This window comes from Holdemanella porci, from assembly GCF_019052655.1.
Lineage (GTDB): Bacteria > Bacillota_I > Bacilli_A > Erysipelotrichales > Erysipelotrichaceae > Holdemanella > Holdemanella hominis.
Genome location: NZ_JAHQVB010000082.1, coordinates 1 through 7,422, shown reverse-complemented (window position 1 = coordinate 7,422; position 7,422 = coordinate 1). Strand labels below are relative to the sequence as shown.

The window sequence follows — 7,422 nt, the reverse complement described above, 5'->3', positions numbered from 1 at the left end:
TCCGTCCTAATCGCCAGAATGAACGGAAAGTGAAAGCCAAATCACCGGTATCTTTTAACTATCGATATGATTAACAACTAATATTATATATTTTTTAAAATGTAGTAGCAATACTACAATTTTCGTCGTGCCTTCAAATAAAAATACCATCCAGACAATAGTATCTGGATGGTTCGTCATCTCTTAACTTAATGACATTGGATATCAATCGGTTTTTTATTTTAGGCTTTAGAGAACGCTAGACAGGCTGCACCTAACAAGCCACTATCTTCACTTAAAGTTGATTTTCTTACTTTTACAAGAGGAACCATAACTGAATAGACTTTTTCTTTTACTAGATTTTCAACTTCTTCTACAAAGCCAGGTATTTTTAAAGCTACAGATCCACCTAAAATTATGATTTCAGGATCCACAAAAGCTTGTAAACCCGCTATATAGTTTGCCAAATATACTTTTGCATCGTCCATAATTTCTTTAGCATCTTTGTTTCCTTGAAGGGCTAAGTCATTCACTTCTCCTGCATGAGCCACTGTTAATCCAGCTTGTTTTGCACGTTGTTCAATGGCTGTTCCACTGCAGATAGCTTCAATTCCACCTGGATAGATACTGCCATGACTTGGTCCGTTATTCCAAAGACATGTATTTGCGACTTCATTGGCAAATCCATGGGCTCCTTGAAACACTTCTTTATTGATAACAAGTCCGGCTCCTAGTCCTGTAGATACTGTTAAATATTGAACGATATTAGAATCTTTCCCTTCGCCAATAACAGCTTCTGCAAGAGCTGCTAGATTGGCATCGTTTTCCAAATATACGGGTTTATGAATCAAATTTTCTAATTCTTTTGACACATAAAATCCATGCCATTTACCATGTAAATTTGGTGTTGTTAAGATTTTTCCTACCATCAAATCAAGCGGCCCGGGACAAGACATACCCACACCTATAATATCTTTCTCAAAACTATAGATAGCTTCTTGAATTTGATTCATTGTCACATAAGGATTTTCTGTATCTGTTGGAAACTGTATTCTTTGACAAATATAATAGTTTTCATCAATTAGAGCAACACGTGTATTTGTTCCTCCAATATCAATTGCCACTGCATACTTCATAATTACTTCTCTTTATTAAGCATCTATTTTTTGATACAAAGAAATAAGTTCTTCGGCAAAAAGCTTAGCCATTTCACAACTTGCCATTTGATCTTCTGCATGCATGAACAATAAAGAGAATTCTGTCTTTTGTCCTTGTGCTTCTTTTTGAATCAAATCCGCATGTACTTTATGTGCACCTACGAAAAATTCTTCGGCACCTTCCATTAATTCTTTAGCAGCTGCATAATCTTTTTCTTTAGCCTTTTGAATCGCTTCTACATAATTTGATTTGGCAGCTCCACTATTAGAGATAATCTGGAAACAAATCATTTCAAATTCTTCGTTCATTATCCTAATACCTTCAAAGCATGTTCTAACACTTTTTTACCATTCATCATTCCATAATCTTGCATATTAATAGCTTCTACAGGTAAGTTTGGAGCCATTGCCTGAACGTTCTTTAATTCATAGCGAATTTGTGGTCCTAATAAAATCATGTCTGGAGTCCCTAAGTTTTTCTTTGCTTCTGTCAAAGATTTTGCACTGATTTCAACTTCAACCCCCATAGTTTTAGCTGCATCCTGCATTTTCTTTACTAACATACTTGTTGACATACCAGCATTACATACTAATAAGATTGTCTTCATGATTATTCTTCTCCTTCATTCTCCATTGCGGCTTGTTTTTCTAATACTCTGTCGTTAATTTTTACAAATAGAATATAAATCAATACGCCTAATACTAATACGATTGCTTGAACTAATACGGCTTTTAAGTCTCCAGCTGTTGCTAAGAAAGAACTCAATAAAGGTGGTGTTGTCCAAGGAACTAATGAAACACATGGACTCATAAATCCTGTTGCTGTTGCGATATAAGAAATCAAGATACCTAAAGCTGGAACCAAGACAAATGGAATAGCCATAGTGATGTTATAAACGATTGGATATCCAAAGATAACTGGTTCATTGATGTTGAAGATTCCTGGAGCTGCTGACATTTTGGCAACATTTTTTGTCATTGCGTTTTTACCAACTAAGAAAGTCGCAATCAATAGACAAATTGTTGATCCAGATCCACCCATTAAACCATACGTTGTAACTTGAGAAACGTTGATAATATTTGGAATAGCTTGTCCTGCACTATATGCTGCAATATTTTCTGTAATATTGATAATTAATAGTGGTTCTAAGATTGAACTGTAAATAACAGATTGGTGAATACCAAATAACCACAACATATTTCCTAAAGAGTAAAGAATGATACATCCCCATAATCCTGTTCCAATATGACGTAATGGTTCTTGGATAAATGTTGTAATTAAATTGATAATGTTATTTCCTGTTAAATTGAATAGAGCAGCAGAAACTAAACCGAATAATGAAACAACAATAATTACTGGAATTAATACGTTGAATGATTTTCCTACTGCAGGAGGTACGTTATCACCTAAATTCACTTGAAGTTTTTTAATGTTTGATACTTTGATAAATGCTTCTGTAGCAAGTAATGCTACGATGACTCCGGCAAACATAGAACCTGTTCCTAAATTTGCGAAAGGTAATACGCCAGATACTTCAACAGCTGCTTTTGCAGCATTTGGAGTGACACTAACTGTATTTGGCATCATCGCAATTAAGCAAGCCATTGAAATCATAGATGCTGCTAATGGATTTTCGAAATCGCGGTTACGTGCTAAGCAATAGCCAATGATTGCTGCAATCAATAATCCTGAAATATTTAATGTTGCGTTTGTGATTGTTGTTCCCCAATATTGAACATTTGCTAATGTATCTCCACTGAAGATCCAAGTAAATACTGTGTTGTTTAATAAAACGGCTAAACCAGCCAAAATATACAATGGCATTACTGTCGCAAATGCATCACGTAATGAACGTAAATGAATTTGATTTCCTAGTTTTACTGCCACCATTGTAAACTTATCTACAAATTTATTATTTTCTAATGACATTTTTTATTCTCCCTCTTTTAAATCATAATAAAAACCATTTTGTTTGCTTAATTCGTTATACCAATGTCCTGATTTTTTAATTGTACGTTCTTGTGTTTCTAAATCAACCTTGATAAAACCATAACGATTCTTGTAAGCATTATTCCATGACCAGCAATCAAATGCTGTCCATGCATGAAATCCAAAACAATTGCTTCCTTCCTTCATTGCTTTGTTTAACCACGCTAAATGTTCTTCATAAAAATCAATTCGATAATCATCTTGAACATTGCCATCTTCATCCCAATACTTTTCTTCTCCTTCGACGCCCATACCGTTTTCACTAATAAACCATGGGATATTTCCATAGTTATCTTGAACGTTTTTCGCAATATCATAAATTGCCTTTGGATAAATTTCCCATCCACGATATGGATTCATTCGACATTCTGGCCAGAACCATTCTTCAAAATATTGGTCAGGTTGCCATGGTGTCTTGAAATTTTCTGGATGATCCTGTGCTTTAACACGTTTTGGATGATAGTAATTCACACCCAAGAAATCCACTGTATTCTTTGAAATAACTTCTAATTCTTCATCTGTATATTCCCAAAGTACGCCATCTTTTTCAAGCACTTTTATTAGTCTTTCTGGAAGCTTTCCATATACAGCTGGATCTAAGAATGATCGATTAAATAAATCGTCTGTAAATTCAGATGCAGCTAAATCTTCTTTACTTTGACTTCTTGGATATGCAGGTGTCAAATTAAGAATAATTCCAATTTTCCCTTCCAAATTCATTGAATGATACAATTCAATAACTTTTGCACTCGCAAGATTGATATTATATATCACTTGCATAGCTTCTTTACCCTTACCTTTGTAGTTTGGGTAATGGAATCCGTAAAGATATCCAGCTTCTGGAATAACCATAGGCTCATTAAATGTAGTCCAATAACGAATGTCTTTACCAAATAGTTCAAAGCATCTTTTCGCAAATCCAACAAATAAATCTACAACTTTCTTACTTTCCCAACCACCATACTTTTCAAGTAATTCAACTGGCATATCAAAATGATGTAGATTCATAACTAATTCAATGCCATTGTTTTTAGCTTCTTGAATTACGTTGCGATAAAACTCCACAGCTTTTTCATCCACTTCGAATGTTTCAAAATCTAAAATTAGACGGCTCCATTGAATAGATGTTCGAAATGAATTAAAGCCACATTGTTTCATTAGTTTAAAATCTTCTTTGTAGTGGTGATAGAAATCACTTGCAACATCTGGTCCTACACCTTGAAAGAAATCTTCAGGTTTTGTGTGAAACCAATGATCCATTACATTCTCATGTTTTTTATCAAAGGCACCCTCACTTTGAGGCCCGCTTGTTGCTGCTCCCCACCAAAAATCTTTAGGGAATGAAATAAACTCCATGTTGTATCCTCTCCTTTTCTGATTGCATTATATATTCATTTTATTTATTTGTCTAGACATTTAAATTATAAAATATATATTTTTTTATTTTTATAAATAAAATGTCTATAGTCATTAGAAAACTATTAAAATAATTAATTCTTAGTATTTACTTTATATATCATACTTATGTATAATAAATACATCATAGACATATGTTATATTTGTCTATATTAAGGAGGTTATTTTTTTTATGGATGTTAAATACAAAACCATTTATGATTCAATCAAAGACAAGATTTTAAATAAGGAATATCCTGCTAATTCAAAGATCCCTGATGAAATTTCATTATGTAAAGAATACAATTGTTCAAGAATGACAATGAAAAAAGCACTAGATTTACTAGTGCAGGAAGGATTGTTATATCGTAAAAGAGGACAAGGCAGCTTTGTTATGTCTAGCAACAACTCAAAAGGGCAAATCATTGTTCCTGAAAGAGAACTACAAGGTTTCACTAAATCAAGCCAAGGAAATGTCACTTCTAAAATCTTAGAATTTAAATTAGAATTTGCGAACGAAGAAATCGCAAATAATTTAAATATCAATGTGGATGATCCAATTTATAATATTTTCCGACTTAGACTTGTCAATAATAAGCCTTATGTTCTTGAAAGAACCTATATGCCAACAAGTTTGATTCCGGGCATTACTTTAGAAGTTTTATCTCATTCTGTTTATGACTATATTGAAAATACATTGAATTTAAAAATAGCTAGTGCCAACAAAACCACAAAGGCAGATGTATCTAATGAGTTGGATCATACATACTTAAGACTGAAAGATATTGAACCTGTTCTTGAAATTGATCAAATTGCCTACTTAGATAATGGTATACCTTTTGAATATTCTATTTCTAGACATAGATACGATTTATTCGCATTCAATATTTTCTCTGTTCGACGTTAAAAAAAGGATGTTTACTACGAAATGTAGTTAAACATCCTTTTTTGTTAATGAATCAGGTAAGATCAATCGTACAGATTCTATACGATTTTTTTCTACTTTCAAGACTTTAATGCGAATTCCATTTGGTAAAGTCGTTTCATCATTTGTCTGTGGTAAACGACCAAGTGCATCGATTACTAAACCTCCAACTGAATCAAAGTCTTCACTATCTAAATCTAAATCTAAATAATCGTTTAAATCATGTAAACTTAAATATCCTTTGACATCATATGTCTGATTATTTAATTTTACAATATTTTCTTCTTCGTGTGCATCGTATTCATCCTGAACATCGCCGACGATTTCTTCAATGATATCTTCTAGCGTAACGATACCTGAAAATTCTCCATATTCATCCATGACTATCGCAAGATTAAATGTGGATTGTTTCATTTCAATCAATAATTCTGATACTTTTTTATTTTCATATGTGAACTTTGGTTTACGAAGAATCTTTTGCATATCAAAATGTGAAAAATCATCATACATCAACAAGTCTTTCATATTAACGATACCTATAATATTATCAATTTTATCTTGATAGATAGGAATACGCGTAAACTTTTCTTCTCTAAATATTTCCAATAAATCTTTATATGTACTATCCACTTCTGCCATCACAACATGTACACGAGGTATCATAACATCTTTAGCTTTGGCATCCCCTAAATCAAACACTTTATTGATCATATCTTTTTCATCTTCTTCGATGACACCTTCTTCGTGAGAAACGTCTACAATTGTACGCAACTCACTTTCGGTCATAGATATATTTTGATTTGGATTTTGTATGCCCATTAATTTTAAAATACCTGAACTAAATAAATTCACAAACCAAATAATCGGTGTTAAAACTTTCATCAAAAGTGAAATAATCGGAGCATACGTAATTGCGAGTTGATCCGCATTCACTGTTGCCCATGTTTTAGGGGTAATTTCTCCAAAAACCAAAATTAAAAAAGTTATGATAAAAGTAGCAATACTAACGGCTGCTCCACCAAACGAATAAGCAATCAATGAGGCAATACTTGCTGCTGAAGTATTAACTAAGTTATTACCAATCAATACAGCGCTTAGCATTTTTGATTGATTTTCTAATATTCTTAAAGCTAATGATGCTTTTTTATTTCCTTCATCTTCTAAAGTTCTCAAGCGAATCTTACTAACTGAAACCATTGCTGTTTCAGCTGAAGAAAAGAAGCCTGATAAAGCTAATAAAATAACTAATTCAAGGATTTGTATCCATAAATCCGAGTCCATTTTTCACACTCCCTATATTTTTGAATATTATATCATACTCACGATATTCTAGGAAGAGCAAGTCGAATCGCTTTCTCTACGATTTCTATTGTTGGATTTTTAAATCCTTTTACTTCTCCATCCATATTCGCATAAATCATTTCATTTTCTGTATTTAAATGTATCGTTTTAGCTTGGTACATAGAAACTAGATTTTTATACTGTATATGCGTTCCTTCTTGATATTTCTTTGCCAATCGAACTATTTGATGTCTCTTTACATCTGAAATCAAACAAACATCCATCCAGCCATCATCAACATTGGCATCTGGACACGGCTTAAATCCTCCACCATAGTATTTTCCATTCGCAAACACAAGGAATCCATATTTCCCTTTTGGTAATTTTTTAGTATCAATCTGAATTTGATAGTCTTGACCTATTGGTTTTCTTAAACTAATCAATGTTGATAAAACATAGGGTATGATTCCTTCTGTCTTTATATTCTTTTTTAGTGCATTTACCTGACGTGCAACCTCCACGTCAAATCCAAAAGAAACTGTATTTATTGAATATTCTCCATTTACTTTAATCAAATCACAATCCATATATTCTGGATCTGTATAATTTTCCAGATTTAAAAAGTCTCCTCTTTTTAAATAGCTCCTCTTTTGCAAATGGGTGGTAAGTGACAAATTATTACAGGCAGTGCTATA

8 protein-coding genes are annotated in these 7,422 nt (G+C 32.8%); 1 reads left to right on the top strand and 7 read right to left on the bottom strand.

The annotated features are described in order from the left end of the window. Positions 1-221 precede the first annotated feature (221 nt). Genes KTQ83_RS10660 through KTQ83_RS10640 form a run of 5 tightly spaced genes read right to left on the bottom strand, consistent with a single transcriptional unit; the run spans position 222 to position 4,482 of the window. On the bottom strand, positions 222-1,115 hold the full coding sequence (locus tag KTQ83_RS10660) for an ROK family protein (RefSeq protein WP_217256452.1): 894 nt from the start codon (positions 1,113-1,115) through the stop codon (positions 222-224). A 15-nt stretch (positions 1,116-1,130) separates the two neighbouring features. Then, a complete protein-coding gene (locus KTQ83_RS10655; RefSeq protein ID WP_217256451.1) occupies positions 1,131-1,445 on the bottom strand; it encodes a PTS sugar transporter subunit IIA in 315 nt (104 codons plus the stop codon). Then, positions 1,445-1,744 (bottom strand): PTS sugar transporter subunit IIB, encoded by a 300-nt coding sequence (locus KTQ83_RS10650; RefSeq protein ID WP_117571019.1) that lies wholly within the window; start codon positions 1,742-1,744, stop codon positions 1,445-1,447. The genes KTQ83_RS10655 and KTQ83_RS10650 overlap by 1 nt, the downstream gene beginning before the upstream one ends. Positions 1,745-1,746: 2 nt before the next feature. Then, on the bottom strand, positions 1,747-3,066 hold the full coding sequence (locus KTQ83_RS10645) for a PTS sugar transporter subunit IIC (protein ID WP_217256450.1): 1,320 nt from the start codon (positions 3,064-3,066) through the stop codon (positions 1,747-1,749). A 3-nt stretch (positions 3,067-3,069) separates the two neighbouring features. Beyond that, the gene (locus KTQ83_RS10640) at positions 3,070-4,482 is read right to left on the bottom strand and encodes a glycoside hydrolase family 1 protein (RefSeq protein WP_217256449.1); all 1,413 of its coding nucleotides are present in this window, start codon (positions 4,480-4,482) and stop codon (positions 3,070-3,072) included. A 232-nt stretch (positions 4,483-4,714) separates the two neighbouring features. Here KTQ83_RS10640 and KTQ83_RS10635 point away from each other — a divergent pair, with 232 nt between their 5' ends. After that, positions 4,715-5,428, top strand: a complete 714-nt coding sequence (locus KTQ83_RS10635) for a GntR family transcriptional regulator (RefSeq protein ID WP_217256448.1) — start codon at positions 4,715-4,717, stop codon at positions 5,426-5,428. A 27-nt stretch (positions 5,429-5,455) separates the two neighbouring features. Here KTQ83_RS10635 and KTQ83_RS10630 read toward each other — a convergent pair whose 3' ends face one another. Then, a complete protein-coding gene (locus tag KTQ83_RS10630; protein ID WP_217256447.1) occupies positions 5,456-6,727 on the bottom strand; it encodes an HlyC/CorC family transporter in 1,272 nt (423 codons plus the stop codon). A 38-nt stretch (positions 6,728-6,765) separates the two neighbouring features. Beyond that, a partial coding sequence (locus tag KTQ83_RS10625; protein ID WP_217285043.1) for a diacylglycerol/lipid kinase family protein occupies positions 6,766-7,422 on the bottom strand: 657 nt, incomplete at its 5' end.

Coding starts and splice junctions, on each gene's coding strand:
- KTQ83_RS10660 (WP_217256452.1), bottom strand. CDS start 1,115: ATGAAGTATGCAGTGGCAATTGATATTGGAGGAACAAATACACGTGTT.
- KTQ83_RS10655 (WP_217256451.1), bottom strand. CDS start 1,445: ATGAACGAAGAATTTGAAATGATTTGTTTCCAGATTATCTCTAATAGT.
- KTQ83_RS10650 (WP_117571019.1), bottom strand. CDS start 1,744: ATGAAGACAATCTTATTAGTATGTAATGCTGGTATGTCAACAAGTATG.
- KTQ83_RS10645 (WP_217256450.1), bottom strand. CDS start 3,066: ATGTCATTAGAAAATAATAAATTTGTAGATAAGTTTACAATGGTGGCA.
- KTQ83_RS10640 (WP_217256449.1), bottom strand. CDS start 4,482: ATGGAGTTTATTTCATTCCCTAAAGATTTTTGGTGGGGAGCAGCAACA.
- KTQ83_RS10635 (WP_217256448.1), top strand. CDS start 4,715: ATGGATGTTAAATACAAAACCATTTATGATTCAATCAAAGACAAGATT.
- KTQ83_RS10630 (WP_217256447.1), bottom strand. CDS start 6,727: ATGGACTCGGATTTATGGATACAAATCCTTGAATTAGTTATTTTATTA.